The organism is Haloplanus ruber (assembly GCF_024494725.1).
Classification (GTDB): Archaea; Halobacteriota; Halobacteria; order Halobacteriales; family Haloferacaceae; genus Haloplanus; species Haloplanus ruber.
Window position 1 is genome coordinate 91,587 of record NZ_JANHDK010000004.1, and the last position, 24,530, is coordinate 116,116.

Annotated in this window: 21 protein-coding genes and 2 pseudogenes; 12 read left to right on the forward strand and 11 right to left on the reverse strand. The window is 54.7% G+C overall.

Going from position 1 to position 24,530, the window contains the following annotated elements; all coding sequences use genetic code 11:
- The first annotated feature begins 28 nt into the window (after window positions 1–28).
- Complete coding sequence (locus NO878_RS13385; RefSeq protein ID WP_256406481.1) at window positions 29–895, forward strand: hypothetical protein; 867 nt, start codon at window positions 29–31, stop codon at window positions 893–895.
- A gap of 183 nt (window positions 896–1,078) precedes the next feature.
- Here the strand turns inward: NO878_RS13385 and NO878_RS13390 are convergent, their stop codons facing one another.
- On the reverse strand, window positions 1,079–2,965 hold the full coding sequence (locus NO878_RS13390; RefSeq protein WP_256406482.1) for an AAA family ATPase: 1,887 nt from the start codon (window positions 2,963–2,965) through the stop codon (window positions 1,079–1,081).
- A 52-nt stretch (window positions 2,966–3,017) separates the two neighbouring features.
- Window positions 3,018–3,230 carry a KTSC domain-containing protein gene (locus NO878_RS13395; protein ID WP_256406484.1) on the reverse strand — a complete coding sequence of 71 codons (213 nt, stop codon included), beginning with the start codon at window positions 3,228–3,230 and terminating at the stop codon, window positions 3,018–3,020.
- Window positions 3,231–4,088: 858 nt separating this feature from the next.
- Between NO878_RS13395 and NO878_RS13400 the strand changes: the two genes are divergently transcribed.
- From NO878_RS13400 to NO878_RS13435, 8 genes are all read left to right on the forward strand, one after another.
- Window positions 4,089–5,606, forward strand: coding sequence for a metallophosphoesterase family protein (locus tag NO878_RS13400; protein ID WP_256406485.1), 1,518 nt, complete (start codon window positions 4,089–4,091; stop codon window positions 5,604–5,606).
- Window positions 5,603–8,314, forward strand: coding sequence for an AAA family ATPase (locus NO878_RS13405; RefSeq protein ID WP_256406486.1), 2,712 nt, complete (start codon window positions 5,603–5,605; stop codon window positions 8,312–8,314). Before NO878_RS13400 ends, NO878_RS13405 begins: the two co-directional genes overlap by 4 nt.
- Entirely contained in the window at window positions 8,314–9,579 is a 1,266-nt protein-coding gene (locus NO878_RS13410; protein ID WP_256406487.1) for a DNA double-strand break repair nuclease NurA, read from the forward strand. Before NO878_RS13405 ends, NO878_RS13410 begins: the two co-directional genes overlap by 1 nt.
- A gap of 139 nt (window positions 9,580–9,718) precedes the next feature.
- A complete protein-coding gene (locus NO878_RS13415; RefSeq protein WP_256406488.1) occupies window positions 9,719–10,318 on the forward strand; it encodes a DUF8166 family protein in 600 nt (199 codons plus the stop codon).
- Window positions 10,318–11,961, forward strand: coding sequence for an ATP-binding protein (locus NO878_RS13420; protein ID WP_256406489.1), 1,644 nt, complete (start codon window positions 10,318–10,320; stop codon window positions 11,959–11,961). The genes NO878_RS13415 and NO878_RS13420 overlap by 1 nt, the downstream gene beginning before the upstream one ends.
- A gap of 734 nt (window positions 11,962–12,695) precedes the next feature.
- A complete protein-coding gene (locus tag NO878_RS13425; RefSeq protein WP_256406490.1) occupies window positions 12,696–13,079 on the forward strand; it encodes a DUF7344 domain-containing protein in 384 nt (127 codons plus the stop codon).
- Window positions 13,079–13,771: a hypothetical protein gene (locus NO878_RS13430; protein ID WP_256406491.1), complete on the forward strand. Its 693-nt coding sequence runs from the start codon at window positions 13,079–13,081 to the stop codon at window positions 13,769–13,771. The genes NO878_RS13425 and NO878_RS13430 overlap by 1 nt, the downstream gene beginning before the upstream one ends.
- The gene (locus tag NO878_RS13435; protein WP_256406492.1) at window positions 13,768–14,817 is read left to right on the forward strand and encodes a hypothetical protein; all 1,050 of its coding nucleotides are present in this window, start codon (window positions 13,768–13,770) and stop codon (window positions 14,815–14,817) included. Before NO878_RS13430 ends, NO878_RS13435 begins: the two co-directional genes overlap by 4 nt.
- 43 nt (window positions 14,818–14,860) lie before the next feature.
- Here the strand turns inward: NO878_RS13435 and NO878_RS13440 are convergent, their stop codons facing one another.
- Entirely contained in the window at window positions 14,861–16,015 is a 1,155-nt protein-coding gene (locus NO878_RS13440; protein WP_256406493.1) for an RNA-guided endonuclease InsQ/TnpB family protein, read from the reverse strand.
- A gap of 1 nt (window position 16,016) precedes the next feature.
- Window positions 16,017–16,406 (reverse strand): IS200/IS605 family transposase, encoded by a 390-nt coding sequence (tnpA, locus tag NO878_RS13445; protein ID WP_256406494.1) that lies wholly within the window; start codon window positions 16,404–16,406, stop codon window positions 16,017–16,019.
- 321 nt (window positions 16,407–16,727) lie between these two features.
- On the opposite strand from tnpA, the gene NO878_RS13450 reads away from it, so the two are divergent.
- Window positions 16,728–17,570, forward strand: a complete 843-nt coding sequence (locus NO878_RS13450) for a hypothetical protein (protein ID WP_256406495.1) — start codon at window positions 16,728–16,730, stop codon at window positions 17,568–17,570.
- A gap of 839 nt (window positions 17,571–18,409) precedes the next feature.
- On the opposite strand, the gene NO878_RS13455 is transcribed toward NO878_RS13450, so the two are convergent.
- From NO878_RS13455 to NO878_RS13465, 4 genes are all read right to left on the reverse strand, one after another.
- Window positions 18,410–19,633: a PQQ-binding-like beta-propeller repeat protein gene (locus tag NO878_RS13455; protein ID WP_343218064.1), complete on the reverse strand. Its 1,224-nt coding sequence runs from the start codon at window positions 19,631–19,633 to the stop codon at window positions 18,410–18,412.
- Between the two features lie 149 nt (window positions 19,634–19,782).
- On the reverse strand, window positions 19,783–20,100 hold the full coding sequence (locus NO878_RS17385) for a DUF8070 family membrane protein (RefSeq protein ID WP_465262112.1): 318 nt from the start codon (window positions 20,098–20,100) through the stop codon (window positions 19,783–19,785).
- Window positions 20,101–20,416: 316 nt separating this feature from the next.
- Window positions 20,417–20,752: a hypothetical protein gene (locus NO878_RS13460; RefSeq protein WP_256406496.1), complete on the reverse strand. Its 336-nt coding sequence runs from the start codon at window positions 20,750–20,752 to the stop codon at window positions 20,417–20,419.
- Complete coding sequence (locus tag NO878_RS13465) at window positions 20,749–21,066, reverse strand: helix-turn-helix transcriptional regulator (protein ID WP_256406497.1); 318 nt, start codon at window positions 21,064–21,066, stop codon at window positions 20,749–20,751. The genes NO878_RS13460 and NO878_RS13465 overlap by 4 nt, the downstream gene beginning before the upstream one ends.
- A gap of 313 nt (window positions 21,067–21,379) precedes the next feature.
- Between NO878_RS13465 and NO878_RS13470 the strand changes: the two genes are divergently transcribed.
- Window positions 21,380–21,748, forward strand: coding sequence for a UPF0175 family protein (locus tag NO878_RS13470; RefSeq protein WP_256406498.1), 369 nt, complete (start codon window positions 21,380–21,382; stop codon window positions 21,746–21,748).
- A pseudogene (locus NO878_RS17305) lies at window positions 21,745–21,933 on the forward strand (twitching motility protein PilT); the annotation flags it as partial. The gene NO878_RS13470 and the pseudogene NO878_RS17305, both read left to right, overlap by 4 nt.
- Here the strand turns inward: NO878_RS17305 and NO878_RS13475 are convergent.
- The 3 genes and pseudogenes from NO878_RS13475 to NO878_RS13485 form a co-directional block, all read right to left on the reverse strand.
- Window positions 21,913–22,294 (reverse strand): annotated as a pseudogene (locus NO878_RS13475) (transposase); the annotation flags it as partial. The pseudogenes NO878_RS17305 and NO878_RS13475 sit on opposite strands and share 21 nt — an antisense overlap.
- Window positions 22,295–22,320: 26 nt before the next feature.
- The gene (locus tag NO878_RS13480) at window positions 22,321–23,166 is read right to left on the reverse strand and encodes a DUF6036 family nucleotidyltransferase (RefSeq protein WP_256406499.1); all 846 of its coding nucleotides are present in this window, start codon (window positions 23,164–23,166) and stop codon (window positions 22,321–22,323) included.
- Window positions 23,163–24,113: a helix-turn-helix domain-containing protein gene (locus NO878_RS13485; protein WP_256406500.1), complete on the reverse strand. Its 951-nt coding sequence runs from the start codon at window positions 24,111–24,113 to the stop codon at window positions 23,163–23,165. Before NO878_RS13485 ends, NO878_RS13480 begins: the two co-directional genes overlap by 4 nt.
- Between the last annotated feature and the right edge of the window lie 417 nt (window positions 24,114–24,530).

Below are 24,530 nucleotides of genomic sequence, written 5' to 3' on the forward strand. Positions count from 1 at the left end.
GATTGCTCAGAGAAGGCAGAAAGTTCCTGTGGGAATCACGCTACTGGAGTTAAACGATCCTCAACAGATTTTTCGCCAGTACATAAGACGGATCCGTATGGCTCAGGTCGAGTGGACGTTCTCAGACGAGGAGATCGGCAACGTTCTTGAGATTATCTCCGATCAAGAAAAAGACCCGTTCGTACAGAAACGACGGGAACAGAACGTGAACAAAGCCAAGATCGAAATCACTCCGGATCAGTTCTGGAATGCGCATCTCGCAGCACTACTCACCTCCCAGCAGCGCTCGGGACCGGACAGCCACGTCTCCAAATTTCTGAAAAACGAAATTGAGACAGTGGGTCTCGACCAGTGTCGGAATATGGATGACGTCAGTGGATTCGTTTCCGAGACGCTCGAAGAGCACGGAGGGATTCGGTACTACAACAACATCGGTGACGCCTGTGAGACGAATCTCGAACGACTGGACTGTGGCGGGTGGGACGAACTGTGGAGTGAACTAGAGCTGTTACGGGAGGCACGAACGCGAGAGCCGAAAGCCGGCGATCCGGGGACGGAGCGTGAAGCAGCGACTTACCTGTCCGAGCGACTTGCTGGTGATGGACTCCACAGAGTGGGCTCGAAGCAAGCGCGGAACGTTCTCCAGATTCTCGGTCTAACGAGGTTCGAGATTCCACTCGACTCTCGCATCACGAAGTGGCTGAACGCGAACTTCGATCTCCCCTACCACGTTTCCGGGTCAGGACTCAGCACCCCGGAGTATTACCACTTCATCATGGACATCGTTCAAGACGGCTGTTCAACAGCCGATGTGCTCCCCTGTGTCTTCGACGCCGCGGTGTTCTCAAGCTACGATACGAACTGGACAGAGAGTGATGCCGATGCGATCTTCTAAGAGGCATTATACGACGCCGTTGCCGATCATCGCGGCCGCAGAACTCCGCACCTAGATTACGCAGCGGAGGTGACGCTCACAGACGAACAAGCCGGACGACATACTGTGGTGGGGTTTCGCTCACAGACTGGATCGAAAATAGATCGAAGTATTACGGTTGACGAGACAACCTATGCTTCTCTCTTAGTTCTGGCTACAGTATTCATGAACATGTTCCATAATATCGACAATCTCGGTTGGGTGTTCCACATCGTCTAATCTCCCCATCTTAAGCCCTATGTTTGGTTTAGTCACACTGGGGCAGTCTTGGAGATTCTGCGCGCAGCCACCTCGAATGGTGTCAACGATTTCGTCACTCGGTTTCTCTGCCTCGTCTACTGACTGAAAATGGATTTCATCCCAGTCATTGCCGTCTGCACGCGGCCAGTGTTCTTCAGCGAGTTGAGCTAAATCATCCTTCTCCCACGTGTCTTCAAGTTCCTTGTCACCGACCCAGACGAGTTCTGGTTCCGAACCGCTGACTTCGTACATATCTTCAAGGTGGTCTTCAAGAGTATCTTCAGAATGGGTTTCCTCTTTTGCATCGGAATCTAGGATAACGAACGTTCGTGCTCGTCCACTCTCCTGAAGGCGTTCAAGGGTTTTAACGATATGGCCACATCCCTGACTATCCCAGACTTGAACACCATCCTCGACGAGGGTGCTACCGGTGACTTGGTGGTATAGTTCTTCGATATATTTGTGTTCAGTTGCACCCTCTACGACAATCATCGCTCGTTCGAGATAGACCCAGCTGGCAGAGAGTCCCAAACCGGCCATGATGTTGCCCATGAAATCCTCAGCCTCTGCTTCATCTTTCGAAACTAGCGGCGCTCTTTCGTCGTTGGCATCCACTTCTTCAGGGAGATATACTACTTCATGTAAGGGAGTACCATCGACCATAATCAAACTATGAGTTGAGACGATACACTGGGAGAGATAACTATCTTCATCCGAGATGTCGCTCCGGAGAAGATTGATCAGCCTCCGTTGGACGTCAAAATGGAGCCGGTGATCCGGTTCGTCCATCGTCCGGATGACGGATTCTTTTCTTTCGTTGACCTCTGCGCTCCATTCAAGCATTGAGAGGGCCGAGCGGGCATTAGTTCCGCCACCCAGTTCTTGAAGCGGGATCTGTTCACCGTCTCGGCGAAGCACGATATTGGAGAGATCTGCCCCATTGACAAAACTCCAATCAGGATCTACTGTGATCTGGTCCAGACCAGGGAGGTATCGCTCCATCCTGTCGGAAAGGCTTTCGAGTCGTTCGTTAAGCGCATCCGTCGCCTGTTCCTCAATTTCGACAAGCTCGTCAACTCCACTCTTCTCACCATCCTCATCCTCGGCATAGAGGAACGATTTGGTTTCTTGACGGAGTAGTTTTGAGAGTAACTTGATTGGACTGTCTACATCCTCGGTATCGATTTGCTCACTGGCTGGAGCTAAACGACTGAATTCTCTGGTTCCGCAAGAGACCCAATCAAGACAGGTATCTTCGGGATTTTCGAGGATCTCAGCTTTCAATTCCTCAAACTGTTCTTCCCGCTCATCAGCGTTGCTTCCTGGCTCAATATCGTAATCCTCCAGAATCTCCTTTTCGCCGTCCGCATAATAGTCCCATTCGTGGAGTCGTTCATCTTCGGGAACCCGCTCTCTGAGATAGTGGTCTGGGGACTCCAAATAGAGATCTTCTTCTGAATCTCCAGTTACTTCCCATTCGATCTTTAGCCCTGCAGCATCGTCATCCTCAAGATTGGCACGATTTGCCAGGTCGTCTGGCGGGTTTTCAATGATCGCCTCGATTGAGGCCTCGGGTGCTCTTCTGGTGTCTCGTGTCACATCACGCCGGATCTGCTCAATGTCTAGACTCGAATGATCGCATACAGTCTGTAATGCCTCCAAGAGAGTGGTTTTTCCAGCGTCGTTAGGGCCCACTAAGAGTGTAAATGGGGTCAGCTGGAGTGTTAAGTCCTCAAATTTCCCGATGTTCTCAACTGAGAGTCGTGAAACGTGAGTCAGTCTGTCACTCACGGCTCTGCCCTCACGATTCGGGGATCTTGGACACGCACTAAATTACTGCGCATCATTTGATCTGATCGTAGCGATATTTATCTTCGATATTTCGGTTGAAGTATTTCCCGTGCGAATTGGCGTTCATAAGTTCTTGGTGGATTCGTTTGGGGACATCGAAATACTGGTAGACTCTTCCACCGTGGAACTCGATCTCTAGAACTTGGTTCGACTCGTCATATCCTACACTGCTGAGATTGCTTGAGGAGACAGAAATCCGGTTCATACTAAATAATGTAGCAGAATAGTCATTTAGTTCTATCCATTATATAGCGATTTGTCTACCCTCAGTTGCTGTGTTGGGTGAGGCAGTAGGGAAGCCCTTTGACTTCGGCGGCTTTGACGTCGGTGGCTTTGATGATGGCTTGGCTTTTGCCATATTTTTGGAGGTCTTGTTCGTAGCCGCGGGGGATTGTGGGGACTTTGGTGATGACTTCTTCGCCGAGGCCGAGGAAGATGTTGGTGTTGGTTTATTTGAGATTATACCCGCGCCAATCGGGATGCGCTATGCGGAAATCGGTCCTCGGGAACTCCGAGTTAGATGTTACAGTGGGCGCGGAGATCCTTGTCGTTCGGGTTGTACGCCTGTCGATTTCCTTGGAATGTTTCGTCAGTGAGACTTAGATCTCCGATCTTTGCGATGGTGAAGAGTCGCCAGAACGGGATACTGCGTGAGTTGCTTCCTCCTGCGACTTGATACCCTCGTACTGATTCTTTGCCGCGTTTGCTGGTGCCGTGACAGTACGGTTCGACTTTTCGGTAATGTCCGTCATAGTGGAATTCGATTACGCGGTTTTCCTGAATTGCTTGGCAGATCTTGGAGGTCATGCGTCTATTTTGCTTTTACAGCAACGATCCGTATGAAGATTCGCCATCCAAAGTGTAAGTAGAGAGCTTAGAGCCTCCGATATTTCCGATTTCTGTACAATCTTATGGCTATCTATGTTGTCTGTCGTCTCTGATTCACTTTCACCCTGGTTGACTGGCATTTAATAGCCGTCCGGTTACACGTAGTCACATACTTTCAGGCCCGTGATTTGGTAGCACGCTTGGCTGAACAAGTACCCTCCACGATACACTGATAATGTTGACACTCACGCACATCGCTGATACGCACCTTGGCCATCGACAGTACGGATTGAAACAACGGGAGGACGACATGGTATCGACCACGCGTGCTGCGTTCCAAGAGATGATTGAGGAGCGCGGGACAGACGCGATTCTATTACCGGGTGACCTGTTCCACTCGCGGGATTTACGGCCGAAGATCCTGCATCAGATCGAACAGGAACTCGAACGGATACCTGATGAGGTGCCGGTGTTAGTCTCGCGTGGCAATCACGACGAGAACCTGACGCCGCGTGACGTGACGTGGTTGAATTACCTGCATCAGCGCGGACACATCGTGTTTTTGCAGGCCGAACTCAATGCGGACCCGGAGACAGCGTGGCTCAACCCGTATGATCCGGAAGAGCCGGGGCAGTCTGCAGGGTTTTATGATATTGATGTCGCGGACGTAGACGGGCCGATTCGCGTGTTCGGCCTGCAGTGGCGCGGTGCGAAGACAGACCAGGCGCTCCAGCAGGTGGCGAAGGGGATCAAAGAGACGAATGAGATGCATGGGGAACCGGCGTGGACCGTGTTGCTGGCGCATTTCGGGATGGAAGATGAGGTGCCGACGCTCGGCGGGACAGTAATCCACGGCGAACTGCGGGACGTGAAAGAGGTGGTGGATTACCTGGCGCTTGGGCACATTCACAAGCGGTACGAGTCGGGCGAGTGGATATACAATCCTGGGTCACCGGAAGCGCATAACACGCGGGAAGGGCGATCTGAGTGGGAGCACGGCTACTACTCGGTCGCGCTTGACGTCGGAGGCTCCGGGGCTGGTGGTGACGCGGTTGGGTTCGACGTGGAGTATCATCCGACGAAGCGACGGCCGTACTACCGGATTGAATTCGACGTGACGGCGCATGAGTCACCCGGTGATCTCGAAACCGCGTTTCAGGAGAACGTTCGGGATGAGCAGGCTGCGATGACAGAGTACTGCAGTCAGGACGAGTTCACGGTACAAGGCGAGCCGCGAGAACCGATTATCGATCTTCGGTTCACGGGCACGTTGCAGTTTAGCCGTGGGGATTTCCGAACCGATGAACTTGCGGCGTGGGTAGAAGATGCGTGCGACGCGTTGTACGTTCAGGTAAATACGGGGATTCGGACGGCGAACGTGCAGCAACTTCTCTCGGAGATTGACGAGGACGAGGTGTTCAAAGATGGGCAGCTGAACACGGCTGCGTTAGAACACCGTGTTTTCGAGACGATTGCGAAGGAATCGATCTACGATGATCATGCAGGCGATGTCGCTGACGTGTTAGGGAATGCGCATCAGATGGCGCAGGCTGACGAAGCCGTCGAGGATATTCGTGACTCGGTGAGTTCGGCGCGGCAGGAGTTGTTTCCGGACTTGGCGGACGACGTGGTGCTGGATATCGAGGAAGACCCGTTCGCCGATGCCGAAACGGACGAAGAGGCGACCGGTGACACGACGGGCGGCGACGAAGCAGACGTCGAGACGGAGGCAGGAGAGGTGGTAGAACAATGAGAATCACGGAAGTTGCCCTAGAAGACATCAAGTCGTACGAGGATCGGACTGTCGTGCCGATCGAAGGCGGAGTGACGGCGATTCTCGGTGAGAATGGCGCGGGGAAATCGACGATTCAGGAGGCCATCGGTTTCGCGTTGTTCGACTCGCTCCCGTTCAACAACAAGGAGTTCGTGCGGGAAGGTGCGAGTTCGGGAACTGTCGAAGTCACGTTCGAGCAGGACACGCCAGGTGGGACGGAACGGTACCGAGTTGTTCGGTCGGTCGGCCGGTCGAAGTACGGCGTGCACCGGTATGACCCCGATGCTGACGAGTGGATCGATCAGGATATCGATTCGAAGAAACAGTTGGTGGAGTGGTTGTGCGTACGCTTCGATGTTGAAGATGGAGACGAACTCAGCAGTCTCTGGAGTTCCAGCATTGGGGTACCCCAAACGCGATTCCTGTCGGACTTCTCGCAGACGCCTCGGAATCGCACGGCGACGTTCGATGCGCTCCTGAATCTGGATGCGTATGAGGAGTCGTGGGAGACGCTCAAGGACGTGCCGGACGCGATCGAGAGTCAGCAGCAGGATCTCCGTAGGGACATTGATACGCTCACCGGCGAGGTACAGGGGCTGCCGGACGAGCGAGCGGAAGCAGAGTCATTGGCCGATGACGTTGAGACAATTGAAGCACAAATCGAACGGAAAAGCAGCGAGCTGTCGGAAAAAGAAGAAGAGTACGAGAAGTTGGAAGCTGTTGAAGCTGAAATCGACCGCCTTGAACAAGAAGCTGACTCGCTGGAACGGGACATCGACTCGACGGACAGCAATTTGGAGACGGCGAAGGAGGAACTCGCCGCCGCGCAAAAAGCACAGGAGAAATGCGAGGCGAACCGTGAGGGGTACAGCCGGTACAAGGAAGCGCGCGAACGACAGGACGAGTTAGAGGAACAGAAGGCCGAACGGGATGCTCTCGTTGAGGATCGAGACGAACAGGAAGATACGATCCAGGCGATCGAATTTGAGGTCGAACAGCTGGAAGAGGACTTGGAAGAACTGGAGGCTGCTCGGGAGACGTTGGAGGCGCGTGAAGCGGAGAAGGAGCGGTACGAGGAACTTGATGACCGTATTGAATCGCTGAAAGACCGCGAAGACGACATAGAGGCGTTAGAGCAGGAAATCGAGCAGTTGGCCGAGAAGATCGAATCGAAGGAGAGCGAGATCGAGGCGAAAGAGGAGACGATTGCGGAGATAGAGGACGAGTGGGCAGCGACGACGGATCCGGAAGCGCTCTCCGATGAGATCAACGACCGTGAGGCGAGCCGGAAGCAACTGGCGAGCGAACGGGAGCGGCTTGAAGAACAGCTGGACAGGTTGCGTGACGCGGATGCTGATGCGCCGTGCCCAACGTGTGACCGCCCGTTAGACGAGGATCACCGGTCGAAGACGATCGAACAGCGTGAAGCCCGGATCGAGGAAACCGAGACGGAACGTGAGGAACTCGCCGAGGAACTTGATGCATTGCGTGAGCGGCGAGACACCGCGAGAGAGGTCAAGCAACGCGTTGATAAGATCCCTGTTTATCGGGAGAAAATCGAGTCGTTGGAAGGTGAGATCGACGACCTGCGCGCCGAGAAGGAAGAGACAGAGACGGAGTTAGCGGACTTGGAAGACGAATTGGCGGTGCTCCCGGATCTCGAAACCGAGCGAGACGACTTGGAGGAGGCGTACGACGAGTACCAGACTGCTGAATTCCGAGTGAAAGAGCATGCTGATGTCCCTGATGAATTGGAGGCAAAACGAGCGGAACTAGAGGGAGAACAGTCGGCGCTGGCGGAGATCGAAGACGAGTTAGAGCAGTTCGAGGGCCTGGATGAGGAGTTGGAGGAAGTCCAGGAGACGCTGGAAGAGACGGAGTCGGCACATCAGACGTATATCAAGCACGAGCAGCAAGCCTCGCAAGTGGAGGAGCGGCAGGAAAGAGTCGAAGACCTGGAGAGCAAGCTTGCAGACCTCGAAACGAATCTCGAAGAGACAGAGGCAGAACTGGAGGAGACGAAAGCGTCGTTCGATGAAGAGCGATTCGAGACGCTGGAGTCAGACATTGAGGAGCTCAGGGAGGAACTGGCAGGTGATAGGCGGTCATTAGAGCATAAGGAGGAGAACCTGGAGGAGGTACGTGAAACGATCGAGGAGTTAGAGGAGAAGCTAGAGGAGCGCCAGGAGAAACTCCAGCAGGTGAAGGAACTGAAAGCGGACCAGCAGTTCGCCGATTGGGTGCGGGAGAACGTCCGCGAGGCCGGGCCAAAGATGCGAGAGATCATCACCGACCGGATTGGATCCCGTGCGAATGAGTTGTTCCGGTCGATTCGCGGCGCGTCAGCTGAGACCCTGGGGTGGACGAGCGACTACGAGATCGTCGTGCACGATGCAGATGTTCGAAAATCGTTTTCGACCCTGAGTGGCGGGGAGAAGATGGCAGCTGCACTTGCGGTGCGACTGGCGATTCTCGAACAGTCAGCGTCTGTGGGGATCGCGTTCTTGGACGAACCGACGGCAAACCTTGACCGGCAAAAGAAGCGGAATCTCGTCACTCAGCTCAAACAGCTGGATAGCTTCGAGCAACTCACGGTCATTAGCCACGACCAGACGTTCGATTCGATGACTGACTACACAATCACCATCGAGAAAGATCAGCAGACATCGGAGGTGTCGGTCAATTAATGCCGATCGATAAACGCGGTGTCGCGTCTGAATTGGAGGCGAACATTGACACGATTAAGACGTATCTCGAAGACGATACGGGGATCGTGGAGCGGTATCAGGACGCGTTTCAGCGGTTACCCGACGAGTGGACGAGTGCTGAGATTCGAGCGTCGCTTCAGGACGCGTCATACCCGGGGGCGTATCCGACAGACGAGTTCGATGAGGTGGATAGTCTCATCGTCCCGTACCCAGAGAGTGACGGGTGGGAGAATCACGAGGAGGTCAACGAGTGGGCACGCGAGATTATTTGTGACGTGCCGGTGATGGCTGTCGATGGGTCACAGCTCCCGCCGACAACGCAATTCAACGTCCCGCTCGCGTACGTCCAAGCGGCATGGGCAGTCAACTACCATCACGCCGAGGGACGGCTTGACCGCGGCGTTGAGGGGCGACTCTTGACGCCTGATGAGGTCACACAAGAATCAGAGGACAGTGACTACCGGTTCGTTGATTCCCAACTCGTGGGGCATCATCGGTTCGAACACGAAGGACTGCTACTCATCGGCCAACTCTCGGAGTTAGCTGACGCGCGTGATGCAGGTGACATCGACAACACGCCGGTCGTGTTCTACGACGGGCCGTTGATCGCGTCGTTTGCGAACCCGTTGAAGCCGGAGACCCGAGAGCGGTACATCTCGACGCTAAGCCGAGTTATTGCAGCGAGTCAGCACCACGAGATCCCGCTGGTCGGGTACGTTTCCGGGTCGAGCGCGACTGAACTCGTGAAGATGACGCGACTCCTGTTACGTGAGGAGTTCGGGACGGATCGCGTCATTCCGGATGCGCACGTCTTAACGGAGTTGATGAGCCCGTGGGGTGACACGACGATCCCATTCATCTCGAAACGTGATGGGAACATCGACGCGTTGCAGACAACGTACAACGGGCAAGAGTACGAATTCCGCGATGATATCTTGTTCTCGTACCTGAACGTGCCGCCAGGCGCTGGACTCGATCGAATCGAATTCCCCGGGTGGTTGTGCCGCAGTAACGGTCCCGATGGGTACGATTCGATGTACGAGTACACCGTCGACATTGTGCGGGCAGAAGCAGGCATCGGACGTGGCTATCCTGAAATCCTGCAACAGGCCGACAGCGACGCTGTGTTAGACCATCAGGACCGTCAACAGTTCCAGCGCGTCGTCCAACGCTGGGCTGAATCGAACGACGTACCGCTGGAATGGGACGCCAAAGCACTAAGCAAGGAACTTCGACGACGATGATTCACCACCACATCCCACACTCACCAGCAGGATGCACCGCTCGACGACCAGACAACAGTACGGAGACGAAGCTATGACAGACACATCAACTAACGTAGACAGTCCGGATCTCGATTCGTGCGTTCGGATTGGCAGCATCGTGTCCTCGAACAGCCACTTGGATTACGTCGCCGAGGTGTACAAGGAACGAGACTGTGATCGTCCACCGGAACTGCATGAGCGCGAATTCGGGCAACCCGTCTTCATCAAGAAAACTGTCGACGGAACCGAGCACGCAGTCATGGGCGTGATTTATGACACGCAGTTAGTCGATCCTGACCAGGGACGAACCGGACCGCGATTAGCGCAGGACAACCAGGCCCAATTCACGCCGGGATACATCGAAGAGCGCACCACGCTCGCTGGCGTGGCGCTTCTCGGTACCGCAGAAATCGCCGAAGACAGGGGAATACAGGAGCCAACGCATCAAATGCCGCGGTGGACGTTAGAAGTCGAAGATACTGTCTTCCAGTGTCCTGATCAGGTCACGGTTTCCTTCCATACCGTCGACGATCAGATTCAGTTGGCGTACATGGATCGACTCTTAGACATTGCTGGTGACCTCGGGTCGGAGGTCATTGTCGCACTGATCGACCGGTTACGAGGGATGCTCCCGGAAGACGATCCAAACCAGCGAGTACTAGACGTGGTGGAACAGAACGTGCAGTGGCAAGCGCGGGAACAGCGAGGGATGGTCTGATGGCTGATCGATCAGACGTGGTCGGAACCGTTGCTGGACCGGGTGACGATCCGAACGAATTCGTGTTCGTGACTCCGTCGGACAAGTCGATCAAGACGGGTGAATTCATCACGTACACTGTCCCGGTTGAAGGTGAGCCACGATCGGTGTTCGCTCGCGTGACGAAACGGGAACTGATTCGGGGGCTTCCTGAAGGGTTCCTTGCGGATCCGGAGGTCGGGCCGGAGACAGTTGCGGCAACGCTCGGTGTGCCGACTGATGATACTGAGTTGTACCGGTTGACAGCAACGGTCATCGGGTACTACGACACGAACATGACGACGTTCGCTAATCCTCGCCAGTTGCCTGACCCGGGTACGCCCCTGTCGATTGCACCACACCAGCAACTCGAAACCGTGTTGCCGAATCTCGGCTGTGAAACTGACAGCACGGATGTCACAACACTTGACGGAGTCGCGCACATCGGCTGGCTGTTGAATCGACCGGCAGAAGCGACAAATCTACACATTCCGATCGAAAAATTCGCTTCGACACACCTAGCGATTCTCGCTTCAACAGGGAGCGGGAAATCCTACACAGCGTCGGTCCTAATCGAGGAGATGATGCGTCCGAGCTCGCGCGCATCACTGCTCGTGTTTGACCCGCACGGTGAGTACGACACGCTGGCGGAAATGCAGGGTGAAGAGGCGTTCCAAGGTGCAGATGGGTATGAACCAAATATCGAGTATTACGACCCGGAGCGCCTTCGAGTTCGCATCTCTGAACTTGAAATTGGTGACGTGATGGCGATCTTAGACAACCCCAGTAATCGGATGCAAGAACGGCTTTCGACGGCGTGGCGCGCGATGCAGAGACAAGAGAGTCGGACGTGGGGTATAGACGAACTCATCGCCGAAATGGAGCGGATCTACGGCGATGATGACGCGAGTGTCGGCGCATTAGAGTGGCGGCTCCGCCGATCGATCGAGCGAAATGATCTCTTCCATCCGGAAGATAACGTTCCGCTGGGCGAGATTGTAGACCCGGGGCAGTGTACGGTTCTCCAGATGGATACGTTGGATCGGTGGGACCAGCAACTCATCACGACCGTTCTTCTGCGGCGGATGTATCGAGAGCGACTTGATGACGTGCGGGACCGCGATTCGGATATCGAGCATCCGATTTTCGCCTTGTTCGAAGAGGGACATCGGTTTGCTCCAGCCTCTGGTGATGCGCCGTCGCTCGGAATTATGCGAACCATCACGTCTGAAGGCCGCAAGTTCGGATTTGGGCTCGGGATTATCAGTCAACGCCCGTCGAAAATTGACGAAGATGTTCTATCGCAGTGTGGGACACAAATTTCGATGCAGATTCAGAATCCGACCGACCAGGATGCAATCAAGAACTCTGTTGAAGCTGCGGGCGAAGACGTTCTCAGAGAATTACCTGGGTTGACACCCGGTCAAGCAGTCGTTTCTGGAGACGCGATGAACACGCCTGCGCTGATCCAAGTCCGTCGTCGCCACACCGAACACGGTGCTGGAAGTCGCCCAGTAATCGAAGAATGGCGCGAAGCCTACGAGGAACGCCAACGTGAGCCGACAGGATCAGAAGCAGCTGACTTCGGCGAGGGAGACTCAACTGGCGTTCAGAGCTTAGACTAAACAGGCTTGTTGAAATCCTCAACCAGTAATAGGTCTCAGCAGACGTGCTTTGACCGGAAGATTCCCAGTCCGAGCGACGCTCTTCAATCGATGACGTAGGGCCACAATGTTGTGTTTTTTATTTGAATGCGGATGGAAGTTGACAACTATTGCACCTCGGAGCCCCTATTGAATTCACCTTACTCATTTTCCCTTAAATGATAACCGAGACCGGTATTCTGGGATGGATTACGGCTGCATGAGAATTATTTTTATCTACCGAAGGTATTGACGCGTGATTTAATAAGGCATTAAGAATTTGAGTCGATTTCGAAAGTATAGGCTCTCAAAGACCAGAATAGGCGATACTGGATTTGTGACACGAATATAAAAGTCACAATCCATCTCACACAGCAATAGCACGATTCCTGAGGAACCCTCCGGCGCTTGGACGCCGGAGGAGTCGTGCTGCCGATCCAATGACAGCAAGCAACCCTGATAGGGTCAGGAGTCATAACTCTGTCTCTCAGAGTGGAACTCCCGACATTAACCCACTGACTGCCCATGTCGTACAGTTCGTACAGTCACGTACCGAGGCAATCTGCAACGATATCGCCGGTACCACACCGGTCCGGCTACTCACCCCGATTACCGGGCACCTCAACGGAGCCGACGGTCATCGAACCGACGGCTACACATCGTTGCTCACTCGCCAACTGCGTCGCGGTACGATACGTACAGTGGGGGCACTCTGAATGGCTGACCCAACCGACGAGACGGCCTCACTTGCTATCCCGATGGAGCCCGCAAGCGCGTTCACCGCGATTGCAAACAGTCGTCGTCGCCGCGTCTTGTTGTCGCTCTCACGTTCATCGGGTGCAGTCTCTGCTGATGAACTTGCAATCGAAATCGCGGCCATCGAAAACACGATCGATCCCAGTAAAGTCAGTAGTGACGATCGGGCGTCGGCCTACATCGCGCTGATCCAAACGCATCTTGAGACACTTGCTGAAGAGGGCGCTGTCAACTATGACGAGCGCTCAAAAACAGTAACATCAACGGACGCAACCGAACCGCTCGCCGAATACATCCGGCGACTGCAGACGGCATGCTACAAGCCAGAGTCGGAGGGCAGCTAATGACGGATACTCACCAGCTCGAACTCGAGACGCTTCGAGAGATCGACGCTCGTTTCCACCGGTTGTTTGAAGCGATCGCTGAAGACTCTGAGTCTGAGTCGACGCCGACAGAAGATCCACTCACCACGTTGCGGCGGGCCAGATCGCAGATCGATGCCGCGCTGTTTGCACACCAGCATCGAACATCTGGCACCACGGTCCCTGAATCCGGCTCATGTATTCTCGAGTGGGATCCCTCTGGTAGCCCGCCTCGTCGGCTCATCCTTGATCCCGATAGTGATGGCGACAGCTGGACGCTACGTGAACTTGAGTGGACAGGGACCGAATGGCAAGTGTGGGGGCGTACCCGCGTCGACGACGTCGCGATACGTGCACCTGCTGCACCACGCTATCCGACCCCGATCGATCCGCCGACGATCGGCACGCTGATTGAGTGGATCCGCGGTGGGTGGACGTATCCGGATCCGCCGGCGCTTGTCTTCGATGCGACCTCGACAACTGAACAGGGTGTTGTCGTCGCCGTTAATGGCGAGTTGCGGTATCGCGAGGGCGACAGCGAGCGGTGGCAAACGGTTACCCAAGATGAGCTCACTGAGCAACTTCAACAACGGGGGCAGCCGACGCTCCAGTCACTCTCGAAGACGACTCTCACTCGGACGCAGTTCACGATAAACTCACCCAGAGACCGATGACAAACGATGAATCTCCGATCCCGAACGAGTACTATGAGGAACTGCATCCGCTTATTGAGACCGTCGAGTCCTTGCGGAGTGTACTTACTGACGACTACACACTCTCTGAGGAACACCGGATGATCGCTTCCCGGCTCTTCCATACGACTATTCAGTCACTGAAACAGGCCCGGAGAATCCTCCCGAATCCAGATCCTGGTGCTGACACACGGTATAATCGCAGTCCCTACGAGTGGGATGACTACGAGGACGCACTCGAACAGATCGAGCACCGTCTCAGCCGGTTACTACAGTACGCTCGCCGCGAACATCCTGATGAGTACCGGTCCAGTGACTCACCCAAACGGAAGTTCAATCGTGCTCTTGAAAGCATCACAGAGCTACGTGAGCGTCTGCCAGCTGTCTCGGATGAGAGTCTGGTTCCAGACGAGGTTGCAGACGTCCGAACCGAGACGAACTACGCCCACGCCGATGGACGTGGTCAAGGGCAGGGACAGTGGCTAGAGTATCAACTCCAGCGAGCGCTCTCGCGATGGGGCTATGATGCTGATACCCGCCAGACGCTGTTCAATCTCGAAGTCGACGTTGTTGCATGCCGGACTTCAAAACAACAGGACCCGACGGACTGGCTCGTCGCCCAGTGTAAAGACTGGACACAAGATACCGTCACGCCGTCCGATCTCTTCCGGCTGTGTACGGTCGCGTTTGCCTGCCGCGCGATGCCGATTCTCTGTCATACGACCGAACTGACTCCACGAACTGAAGAACTTGCCCGCTACTTTGAAGTGCGTGTCCTCGAACTCGACGATCTCGAACGTGGCGAACTTCCTGCGCCCCATGTCGCAAAACCCACAGCAAAAGTCAACGAATGGGAATTGCAAAACAAAGCGCGTTTCGAGCGCGGGACGTTTCCCTTGGCATACTGCAACAAGCCCAGCAAACACTTTAGCTACGTCCCCGGGTTCAAGCCTGTCGGGAACGGCTGTGAGTATGAGCCAGTTGACGAGAACTTAGACGAGGACACACATCCTGCGTCTGGACACTGACTAGCCAGATCTCCTCCATTTTCTACCTGACATCCTCCCACGGCTAAAGCCGTGGGGTTCCCCCACTGGGGGTTGAACCCACGGATACGGAGAGGTTCGCAGGTTCGTCGTCGCGTTGGACGATGACCTGCGTTTTGGGCTGTGCCAGTACAGCCCCCGCCTCGGACAGCGGTTTCGAGAACTTGCCCAAGGCTCGTTTGCCGATGTTCAGCGCACCGTTCTTGTCCGCGTTGTCGTCCAACCCACACTCGGGACACTCGAAACGTCCCTGCGTCTCACGAACGCCCTCACAGGCACACCGACTGCAGGTCTTCGACGTGTCGTATTCTTCGATCAACTGCACGTCGATGCCCGCGTCGTGGGCCTTGTATTCGATGTAGTTCAGCAGGCGGGCGAACGGCATCTTGTGGGTCTTGTCGTTGACGTACCGTCCTTTATCGTTGTCCTTGCGAATCCCACCGAGGTCGCCCACAACGATGATTGCGTTCCGTTCCTCGGCATCCTCTACGATTTGCCGAGCAATCTTGTGGAGCCGGTCGTCCACCTTCCGCGCCTCAGCGTCACCGATGCGCTTGACCACCTGCTGTCCATGTCGGGGTTTCGCCTTCCCGATGGACTTGCGGAGTTGCTTGTAGTGTTCGCGGATACGACGGACTTCCTTGCCGTAGAAGGTGGTCTTGCGGTCGGAGAGGAACGCGCAGGTAGCGACCCACCGTGCGCCCATATCGATGGCCAGCACGTCGTCGTACTCGTCGGCCACGGTCACAGACCGTTTGACGACGAGATGGACGTACCAGTCACCGTCACGGCGCACCAGTTCGCTGTCCCCAAAATTCCCGTCGCGGACGAGTTGTTCGTCCTTCTGAGGGACGTAGGCGGGACACCAGATGGAGTTGCCCCGCTCCTGTTCGGGGTCGTAGACGGGGACTTTGACCCACCACGACGAGAGAACGGTGTCCTCGTCGTGAGCCACGCCGAACACGTCGTTCCGGAGGACAACAGGCTGTTTGGTGTCGGGGTTCGGGTCTTTCTGTCGTTGCACCTTCGACGCCTGCTGGTCGGTCGCAGAGTAGAGATTGGCGTCTCCATCATGAACAGCAGTCTGAAACGCCTCGTACTCATGGGCGAGCAGGTCAGCCTTCCTGTTGGTCAGCGAGTGGAGTTTGACCCGCACCGTGGTTGAAATGTTCCGTTCCATACTACTCACCTGCTTGGGCGTCGATGTACTCCTCAATGACTTCGCTGGATACGTCGCCCGCACTTGAGACGAAGTACGAGCGCGTCCACAGCGAAGGGAGACCAAAATCGAACTCGTCGCGGAGGTGGCGCGAAGAGTAGCCCTTGACCTGTTGCATTATCTTGTTCGGGGCAAGCGTCGGGTCGCCCGTGATGAACAAGTGTACGTGGTCAGGGCGAATCGCCAACTCCAGTATCTCTAAGTCGAGTTCGTCGGCCTTTCCCTCAATGAGTTCTTCGAGACGGTCACGTACCTCGCCTTCAAGAACCGATTTGCGGTACTTCGGGCACCAGACAAAGTGATACTGGAGTTTGTGGACGTTGGTACGTTCCCTGTCGAACCCACGAGGCATCGTCATTATATAGAAGTCACTCACCTAAAGGTGTTACGCAGGCATCCAACCCCAGCCGTGGCTACGAGCGTGGATAGAACCCCAGTTGTCGGCTTCATCCCACCCGTGAACGGGTAGGCTTTCGCCTCGCTACCGCTGTAATCCTCTCGGATTGTCTGATCCGACGTTAGATACTCCAGCACTCTACCCCGGGTCCGATGTAGTCGTGATATATTTCTTACCAAAATTCATATACAGGCGGAGTAGGCCGAGTGTCGCGGGGGTTGCTCCCGAGGTGAGTCATGAGCAAGTTGAATACAGTTCGGAACCAAACACAACAGAATGACCGCGAATCAGTCCGCCCACGGCGGGGGTGACAATACGGCCGACTGGGAACTCGACGTCACTGATTCCTCGCTCTTGCTTGGTCTCGCGTACGTCTTTCCGAGTATTCTGGGCGGCGTTATCGTGCTCGTCTGTGGACTGTTGATGTGGCTCGTCGCCACGGCAGTCCGGGCCGGTGATCCTGGCCGGGCGATCGGATTGATCGCCGTCGCAGTACTTGCGCTCCTCTCCCGCCGTTATCTCCCTGCCTTGCTCGAGACGGACTTGGCGACGCCGTTCTTCGGGCGATTCTCACGTCGCGGTCTACTCGTTGGAAGCCTACTCGGCGCACTCACCCTCCTCGGAAGTACCCAGATGCACTCCTCCGCACCGTTCGCGGTGTTCATCGCTAGCTCGATACCGCTGGTACTCACTGCGGCGTTCCCAACGAGCGGGTACGCGGACCCAGTGGCGGAAACCCTCGTCGTTGACGAGACCGAGGTCCCCCTCAAAACAGTCCAGACGTTCCGGGCTATTTCGATTGGTACGTTCGCTATCTGCTGGCTCTCGTATACTCGAGGGGCTCCGACTGCACCTCGCATCGTCGTCCTTCCGTCCGACTACGTCCATATAGTTGCGAATCTGATCGATACAGTTCCGGAGTCGCCGAAGGAAGACCGATCGACGATCGGCCAGGCAGAACGAATCGTCGCTGGGCTATTCGGAGTCGGACTGGTCGCTATCGGACCGCTTCTCTGGCTTCTTCTCCCGCCGGGGGATGGACAGGCGATTGCACTGTATGCAGGGGCAATGTTCAGTCTCGTTGGGGGGCTGCTGCTTTGGTACGCATACAGCGCTTGAGATGAAGACTCCGAGACCAGTCACGAAATGATCCCTTGACGTAGATGTGCGCATAAGCGCTTGCCCAAACGATGGAAAGTAATTCACCGACACTCGATGAGACCATATGCACAACAGGTTTCAACGAAGCCGGTCAAGCATATCATCCTACTTGGTGGAGGGCTATTTTGCCTCTCAACAATCGCCGGAGCACTCACAGTCCCGTCACTCACGTTCTTCCCTATTCTCCAATTGCTCTTTTTTGGAAGCATCATAGCCACCGCCCTTCTACCATACGGTCTACTCAGAAGAAACCACACCCCACTTCCCCAGAACCGGAATAGGGATCTACCTCTAAACCTCTCGACGCCTCACGAATGAGAGAAGATAGCAGACGGTGGGTCGGGTGTAACAGACCGTCCTACACCCCGACCGTCGAGTGTAAATTTGTTCAAATAGAGCGTTACAACTCTTCTTGCCACAGATCTATTTTTAGCTGGACGAGAACCACCCGTCGAATGAATAAAAACGACCCCGTTAGGACAGACACACCCCGACCGTCGAGTGTAAATCTGTCCAAATAGAGCGTTACAACTCTTCTTGCTACGGATCTATTATTATGAGATATCGATCAGCCATCCCATTATTTGGATTCAGCACCTAAAATACCAATAGTGGATGGCGTATTTGTAAGGATGCCACTGACGTCAAAATATTCAGCTTGGTGGCTTCCAGCGAACCCCGAATAGATTGGTAACGAGCTGTTCCATCCTCGAGAGAATCTCGCCGGAGTCGTCTTCAGCTTCGACAACTGCCTTCCCGTCTTCCCTCCGAACTTCCACCTCTGTTCCTGTCGTAAGCTACGACTGCTCCTGAAGAGCATACACTTCACCACTAGTCGTCACAAAGACATACTCGTCGACGGCAGCGATACCGTTGACAATCATTTGCCTATAGTCACCGAAGTCTCGGGGGCGAGTATTGAACTGCCATCGTTGCTCTCCAGTAGCTTGATCAAGCGCATACACCGGCGCGTCATCACTCGCCCACATCGAACCGGCGTACACATTCTCACTCCCAACTGCGACCGTGACGAGACGGGGGACATCTTCGAACGATTGCTGCCACTGACGTTCCCCAGTCTCAGCATCAATTGCCGTCACGAGACCTCGATCACCGCCGCAGACAGCGAAGACACTCTGTTCGGTAACCGCAAGCGGGGAAAAGACCCATGAATCAATTTCATGTCGCCACGCGATAGATCCATCTGTCGGGTTTAGAGCCCTAACCTCGCCCATCTTATCCTCGCTAGGAGCAATATACACAAGACCGTTCGCCACGCTCGGAATCGGACTTGACCCCTTGCTCTGCACAGGGGTGCCCTGCCACTGCTCATCTCCCGTTTCGGTATCAACTGCGTACAGAGTATAGTCCTCTCCGAAAATATAGGCGGTCCCCTCTCGAACAGCCGGTATCCCCGTCAGTTCGGTTTCCGACGGCGTCTCGAATCGCCACCGCTCCTCGCCAGTCTCTCGATTCATTGCATAGAGGTCGTCAGCAGCAATATATACGGTCTCGCCTTCAATCGTCGGTGAGGGAAGGCTCACTCCCCTTGGCAAATCTGCCGTCCACAAGGTCTCTCCAGTAGTACTATCTCGAGCTCGCAATTGGGGATTATCCATATCAGAGTCATTCACAGGGTAATATGCGGCTCCATCGCTGATCGAAGGAGTCGAGTCACTCTCCCACTCGCCAGCTGACTCTCCAGTCTGTGTGTCGATAACTTGATTCTGCAGATACGATGTCTCAGGAGTCACGATAGTGCCATCATCAGAAGGGCCACAGAGCGTGTATCGCCATGCCACTTGTACGCCTTCAGTCGGATCGCGAGCGGATGGGTTATAGCACGTATTAGCTGCATCGTAGTACTGGGCCGGCCACTGAGCCTCCTCAGACAGGTCGATATCCGTTTCGTGTTGCGTTCGTTGCGGTGAGCAAGATTGGAACCTCGAACAGCCAGCAATACCACTAATGCCGGTTACAGCAGTAGCGACTAGGAACTTCCTGCGAGAACTGGAGGGCATATTTTGCTAATGGTGAGCTGAAAGAATATAATTTTTGAGTAGAAACTCCATTAGCCATCTCAACGTTATCTACAGCACCGATCCAATACGCAAGACAAACCATATATTGGGCCCCTACAGCGAGGCTCCTGGTATTGGTGGCAGCGCAATCATACGATCAGGAAAGAACCTACTGAGAGGAATATCAGCCCTAATGCGTAGAAGAGAATGTATCGGTCCCATCGAGTTTTCTTTCGTTGATCGATATTCCGATCCACAACGGCAGATCCAATTCTCCCACTATGCGAAGAGCCCCCGACACCGCTTGTACGGATATTCCCCACCCCTCCAACGAAGAGAAGAAGAACAAGGCCAATCAAGAACAACACGAACGAACTATCGAATCCGAATATATACACAACACCTGCGAAGGTGATTGCCGCTGGAACGATTCCAGAAATTGCCGAGCGAACGAGTTTCTTATTCATTGATCTCCGAAATCTTATTGTTAGAACTGTCTGTTCTACTATGGTACTTCTCCGAATTATGATTAATGTTTTTGTATTTTACGCTGAAGACTGTCAACAATCGTGTTGGAGCGGCAAAACCCCCCTCATATAGACAGCTTCCGACTATACTAGTGCAACTACTACGGAACGCATCGGTCTGCTCGATTATCTTGATGATGAGGAGATGCTAACCGCCGATGAGGTCGGCGATAATCTCGGCATCGACCTTGGCGGCGATACATGCACTACCGGCGAGATGCAGGATCATTTCGATATTTCTTGATTGCCTGAATTTCTATCGGACGCCTAAATACTTCGCCGCCTCCTCCGCGATCTTCTCGGTCGTCGCTTCGACGAGACGCCCCTCCTCTTTTTGAATATCCGCGTGGCGGATCGAGACGACTGTCCACGGGTTCACATAGGTGTCGCGTGGAAGGCCGCCGGCCGCGAAATCGTCCTCGCCAAGCGGGATCGCAACCGCCCTCGGCGTCGTCGTGCCCACGGCGTAGAGACCCTCCTCGTCGCTGAACGGATGCGTGTCGTCGTTCAAGCAAACATACGGCCGGTAGTCGTGATCCGCGAGGAGATCAGGGCCCTTCACCACTGCGCCGCGAGTGTATCCGTCGGTCATTCCCCGCCGTAGTAGTCGTCTGTCGTCGACGACGAACTCGCACCTATCTGAGCAGCGTACGAGGCGAGGCGCTCGTCTTCGGCGATTGCCCAGTATCGGCCACGGTGCCGGACGAGCCCCCGGTCCTCGAGACGGGACAGAGCCCCGCCAACGCTCCCGCGCTTGATCCCTGTCTCCTCGTGGAGTTCGGTCTGTGTGAACGCCTGATCGCTGTGCTCGGCGAGGAACTGCAGGATCTGATATGGTTGTGTTCCTTCTTGGAGATTGAGGACCTCGGCGGGCTCGTCATCGAACCGATCGATGCTGATGGGCATACGTGATAGAACGTAATAGAACGAAATAAGTCTATGGGAGAGACACATATCGGGTCCGTTCTCTTCGGAATGATGGATGTGACGCAGACCGTCTTCAGCGACCTTGAAACAGGTCGGCGCATCACTTTTGTTCAGCGTGAATGCCCCTCATCGGGGGCGCTGCCCATGTGGACGTAGTCGTTTCCGCAGACAGGGCAAACCTCTGGTATCTTCGCAACATCAGGCCGCACAGTAGTTGAGGCTGGCCGTCTCAATGCATAGGACATCTGGCACGGTTCATAAATAGTATGAAGACGTACTCTGGGATAGAACGATGGCACGAATCACTGGTTCCTATCCTGACGACCTCGACCTCCTCATTGAGGGCGCTGTGGAGGCTGGTGTGTTCGGAGGCAAGAGCGACGCGTTGCGCGAGTTCGTGCGCGAATATTTCGAGGACCACGAAAACGAGCGGGTCGCAGCTGCAGTCGCTCTCTACGAACGCGAGCGGATCACGCTCGGCGATGCTGCACGACTCGCTGCTGTCGACCGCTGGACAATGCGTGACATTCTCCGTGAGCACGGTGTTGAACTTCGCCTCGGGCTCGTCGACGAAGACGACGCAGCCTACGAGGGAGAGGCAGCACGCGAACTCGAATTCGGTGATGAGAACTCAGACGACGAGGAATCACCTTCGAAATGACGGACGACGGTGTGCCGCCGAAGCCGAGCGTTCTCAACACGACTGTTCTCTCGAATTTCGCCTACATCGACGAGCTATGGGTGGTTGCAGATCTCTCTGGCATCTGTACGGTGCCTGTCGTTCGCGAGGAACTCGAAAACGGCGTTGGTAGCCACCCATATCTCCAGGTAGCACTCGATACACTCGGGGTTGCGCTTGACCAACGACGGAGAAATCTGGCTATCGTGTTTTCGAGTCGTCGTCACGTGTAAATCGAGAATCGTATTTACTTTCGCATCGATTAGCAACGTCTCCTTGAGCTGCTGAATCGTGAGTTCGACGCGTTTCGTGTAGTGTTTCGAAGCGTGACCGGTCGAATCCCGACGCATCAACACCAACAACTCCGCTCGCCGGAAGTAGCGTCGCTGAGAGAGTCAATATAACACGCCAGACAGCCATATCAAGTCGATTGAACGCCTTACAGAGTGTTGAAGGCGCAGGAAGTTCAGCTAGTCCGAGAACACGACGAATGCGTGGCATCTCGATCAACTCGTCGATTGACCTCCTCCCACGGCTGAAGCCGTGGGAGGGGGTCAAGACCTTGTGAATGCGTCGTTCCTGCCTGTATCCCGAATTCCCTCAGAAGTTCGTTCAGCAAACCCGTACTGTTCGAGGTACTCGAAACGGCGTTCAATCTCCTCGTTAGAAACGTTCAATTCCGTGGCCAGTTCGCTCACGGACTTCGGGGTGTCTTCGTCTAACTGCATTCGGAGTTCATATCCTTCCATATACCGCAAATAGTACTCTTGAACGACGTCATCGAGTGGCGTTTGGATTCCCTCATTTTCGTCGAGTCGCTCCAAGGATTCGGAAACCACCGTGACGAAGAACTCCCCGCCTAGGAGTTCTACCTGGTGTTCAAGTTCGGATTCGATGACGTCGAAGTCGAGATCCGTCTGAACGAGCGTGGCCATATCGCCGATATCGTCCGGGCGTTCTGCGACGGCTTTGAAGAGAAAAATGTCCTCGAACGAGACCAAGCCGACCGAGAAATACTCCTCCGAGAGAAACGGTTCGCTTCGCGCTTGCATTCCATCGCTGAAGAACAGCTTATCGGCGATCTGTCGATAGAAGACGTCGAACTGGCAGCCGACGTCGTTCCGTACGCAGTGGCGTGCGCCCAATCGATCGTACTCGTCACCGAGATCGGTGACTTCCTCGTACCCGAGGTCGTCGAGTACCCCCATCAGGCGGCTGAGAGCCGCTTCGTCCACGACAACGAGATCGATATCTTTGGTCGTGTCTTTGAGAGACGGCTCGTGGAGTGACATCGCGCCACCGCCGATGAGATACGCCTCAACGTCAGTCTGGAGATGATCTGCGATCCGCCGGAGTTCGGCCTCGATATAGTCACGGCCGAATCGTTCACGAGAACTCATAGAGTGACCTCATACTCTCTGGCTGTTTGTTTGAAGTCTTCCCATTCGGGCAGTTGCTCAGCCGTGACGGTGCCTTCCGACTCCAAGAATTCGATGAGTTCGTCAATGATAGCGTGTAGATCGAGCGTCGATTCGGATACGTAGTGTTCAGCACGATCTTGGAGCACAGTTCGATCGGTTCCCTGTTTCTGTATCAGCAACAGACAGTACGTTCGGTATCGCGAGCCATCATCGATGAGCAGCGTGTGGCAGACTAACTCTGCGGGAGTGATTTCCGAGAGTCGATCCGTCCGAAAGTAATGCCATCGATCACGGGTGAGAAGTGGGACGCCGAACTCACCGAACAGTGCTGGCCCGGTCAGATGAAACGCATCAGCGCTAACGTCGGAGTCACACGCGAAGAGATACTCGTCATGTGTTTCCCAGATGAAGTTGAGGCTAGTTGCATATTTCTCTGCTTCGCGCCGGTGTTTCTGGTGGAACAGCCCTCTGGCGATCGAGGCCAATACTGTAAACGGATCGTTGAGACGATACCGAGACTTCGATTTCCCGACGACGCCAACGCGCTGGAGATCATCTAAGTGACGGTACACCGTTGCCTGGCTAACACCACTCCGCTCGGCCAACTCGGTCGCAGTCCGTCCTTGATCGAGATAATAGAGAATCTGTAATCCAGAACCGGCGATGAGGCCGGAGAGATCCATATGGCTGTATTCGGTGAGGAGCCCTTCGAGTTGCTCGATCGCCTCGATATCCGTAAGCGAGACCAGCTTTTGCCGACCGCTCTGTTTGGTTTGGACGTATCCGTACGCTTCTAGTTCGGAGACGATACGTGAGACGTGTCCAGGACTCCATTCGAGTTGATCAGCGAGCGTGCTGATACTCACTTCCGACTCACCCTCTTCTATGAGGTGTGATACAACCCGGAAATGACTCTTTTCGATCATATCGTCTCAAAAGAGGCAAACGATATATAAAACCCTTTCGTGATTTGAGAGGATTAGTCCGTTTCCCAATAGATAGTGTCTCAGATAGTACTGGTGAGGCATCTATCTCAGAGTCCGTGAATTGCCTTTCGGGACTCGTGTTATGTGACTCCAAGAATAGTACCACATCGGAATCCTCTCGTGCTTCAAGGCTACACAGTAGTTGAGACTGGTCGTCTCAATGCATAAGATTGGATTCGACGGTTGAACGCCAATCGTTTTCCCCGCTACCCCCTTCGATTGAATTGTATCGATCGCCGAGCACGTCGCACCGGCTGTATGTACAGATACAACGTATGCCACTTGCTCAACTCCTCGAACAATACGTTAGTCTGGGTATCTTCGTCCTCGCTGCAGGCCTGAGTGTACTCAGCTTCC